The organism is Atribacter sp., from assembly GCF_035418125.1.
In the GTDB taxonomy this organism is placed as follows: Bacteria; Atribacterota; Atribacteria; order Atribacterales; family Atribacteraceae; genus Atribacter; species Atribacter allofermentans.
Genome location: NZ_DAOLQM010000286.1, coordinates 1 through 2,575, shown reverse-complemented (window position 1 = coordinate 2,575; position 2,575 = coordinate 1). Strand labels below are relative to the sequence as shown.

3 protein-coding genes are annotated in these 2,575 nt (G+C 36.9%); all 3 read left to right on the top strand.

Going from position 1 to position 2,575, the window contains the following annotated elements:
• On the top strand, positions 1 to 221 hold a 221-nt coding region (locus PLK24_RS10600; protein ID WP_324478952.1), incomplete at its 5' end, for an amidohydrolase family protein.
• 38 nt (positions 222 to 259) lie between these two features.
• Positions 260 to 1,603 carry an ABC transporter substrate-binding protein gene (locus PLK24_RS10595; RefSeq protein WP_324478950.1) on the top strand — a complete coding sequence of 448 codons (1,344 nt, stop codon included), beginning with the start codon at positions 260 to 262 and terminating at the stop codon, positions 1,601 to 1,603.
• A gap of 82 nt (positions 1,604 to 1,685) precedes the next feature.
• Entirely contained in the window at positions 1,686 to 2,552 is an 867-nt protein-coding gene (locus PLK24_RS10590) for a carbohydrate ABC transporter permease (protein ID WP_324478948.1), read from the top strand.
• Positions 2,553 to 2,575 lie beyond the last annotated feature (23 nt).

Sequence of the window (2,575 nt, the reverse complement as noted above, 5' to 3'; positions counted from 1 at the left end):
GTTTTTGGATTTATGCCTATCCGGGTGTAATGAAAAGAATTGTTGAGCTTGTTGGTCCAGATAAGTTAGTTTTTGGTACAGATATTCCTATTCAATCGGATATGCAAATCCGCTTTAAAATTATTGCCATCGATAGTTTAGAGCTTCCCCAAAGCGATAAAGAAAAAATATATTCTAAAAATATTCGGAAATCTCTTCAGATATTAAAAGAGTTTAAATAGTATTTAATTTTTAATTTTAATAATAAGGAGGAAAGAAAATGTTCAAATTAAAAAACTTACCAATTTTATTACTTTTAAGTTTTTTGATACTCAGTGTTTTCTCTTCCCAACTTTTGGCTGCGGAGAAAATTGTGATCAATGAAATGATGTTTTCCGGTGCTGCCCAGGAAGTATTAATTGAGCAGGCAAAACGGTTTATGGAAGAAAATCCGGATATTGAAGTTAACATCACCTGGGTTGATTATGCTTCGCTGCATGAAAAAATGATGACGGAATTGGTTGGTGGTACCGGTAGGTATGACGTGATGGCTGCTATAACCGACTTTATGCCGGAATTTATTGGTGGTGGCTATCTTGAACCACTCGATAGCCTGATTGAAAACGATCCTCCTGAAGGATGGCCAGATGATTTTCCTGATTCATTATTGAGATATCAAAAAGATGCTGATGGAAAAATTTATGGTTTGCCCTGGTGGGATGGACCAGTTATGTTTTATTATCGAAAAGATCTCTTTGAAAACCCTCAAGAGAAAGAAAATTTCCAAAAGGAATATGGTTATGAGCTCAATCCACCAATGACCTGGAAAGAGTTTTTAGATATTGCTCAGTTCTTTACTCGAGATACCGATCAAGATGGGACGGTTGATTTTTATGGAGCGGTGCAAGGTGCCCGTCAGGGAGGACAGAATTTAGTCTATGATGTCCTGTTGATGTTTTTCACCAATGGGATTGAAATCCTTGATGAAAACTTCAAACCGGTATTTAATACTGAAGCTGGAGCTGAAGCCATACAATTCTACGCTGATTTAATGAATAAATATAAGGTCTCTCCTCAAGCATCGACAACTTTTGATGTTCCAGAAAGTGGCGATTTCTTTTTAAATGGGAATTGTGCTATGCACTGGAACTGGGCTCATATCGCTGGTTTTGCTGAAGACCCCGAGAAATCAAAGATTGTTGGGAATTGTGGCTATAGCCTCATGCCTAAGGGAGAAAATGGGAGCAACAAATCTCTCATTTCCTATTGGACCTATGCCATACCGAAAGCCAGCAAGAATAAAGAAGCCACTTATAAATACATAAAGTTTATAACCTCAAAAGAGATGGACAAACTAATGGTCGAATATTATGGGCAACCAGTGAGGCTTTCGACCTGGAATGATCCTGGATTTGTGGAAAAGTACCCCTTCTTCCCTTGGATAGCGAAAACCCATGAAGATATTGGTGTTGTACCTCAGGTTCCTGAATTTACTCAGATTAATGATGTTCTTCAGATTACCGCATCAAAGGTAATTGCTCAGCAGGCAGATGCCAAGGCTGCATTGGATGAGGCTGCACAAATGGTTGAACAGATCATGAGAGAGCAGGGTTACTACGATTAAATTGTTATACCAGAACCACCCGAGGTATTGAACCTTCGGGTGGTTCTATAAATGATTTCGTAAAAATTGGAGATTGTTTCCCATGATTCAGCTCAATAAGCGCTTTGATAAAACTATGTTGGTGTTACCAGCTGCTTTGTTTCTCATTCTATTTTCAATTTATCCGCTTATTTTTTCCTTCCGATTGGTTTTTTTCAAATGGTTTTTAAATAAACCAAATCCTCCTTCATTTATAGGGTTGAGCAACATCCAAAATGTATTATTAGATTCTCGATTTTGGAATTCTCTCAAAGTCACGCTGATTATTTTATTAATCGCTGTAACTATAGAAACTTTAGCCGGATTATTTTTATCGCTGCTTTTTAGAGATAAGGTTTACGGCAAGAGAATTATAATATCTCTATTAATGATTCCTATAATGATATCTCCCATGGTTATTGGTATCATTTGGAGATTTATCCTTAATCCCGAAATTGGAATAGCCAACTATATTTTGAAAATGGTTGGTTTGCAACCACTGATTTGGCTAGGAGATATCAAGTACGCACTTTCTACGATTATCCTCATTGATATTTGGCAATGGACGCCTTTTTTGTTTATTATTTTTCTTTCTGGGATGCAGGGGATATCACCCAATCTCTATGAGGCTGCGGAAGTTGATGGAGCATCAGAGTGGGGTCTTATTCGATATATAACCATTCCGATGCTTAAACCCATTATGTATATTGGTATTTTAATCCGGAGTATTGATTCTTTCAAAATGTTTGACTTGGTGTATATTCTGACTCGAGGCGGGCCGGTAAATTCCACCGAAACGGCTAGTTTATATATTTATAAAACCGGATTTAACTTTTTTAATATGGGAAAAGCGAGCACGATGTCCTACATCTTATTGATCATAATGACTTTTTTGATACAAAGATTTATTGGTAAAAAGGAAATTGTATGAGAAAAACATCCATAACTCTCAAT

Excerpts from the sequence above, each read along its gene's own strand:
- PLK24_RS10595 (WP_324478950.1), top strand. The coding sequence starts at position 260 with ATGTTCAAATTAAAAAACTTACCAATTTTATTACTTTTAAGTTTTTTG.
- PLK24_RS10590 (WP_324478948.1), top strand. The coding sequence starts at position 1,686 with ATGATTCAGCTCAATAAGCGCTTTGATAAAACTATGTTGGTGTTACCA.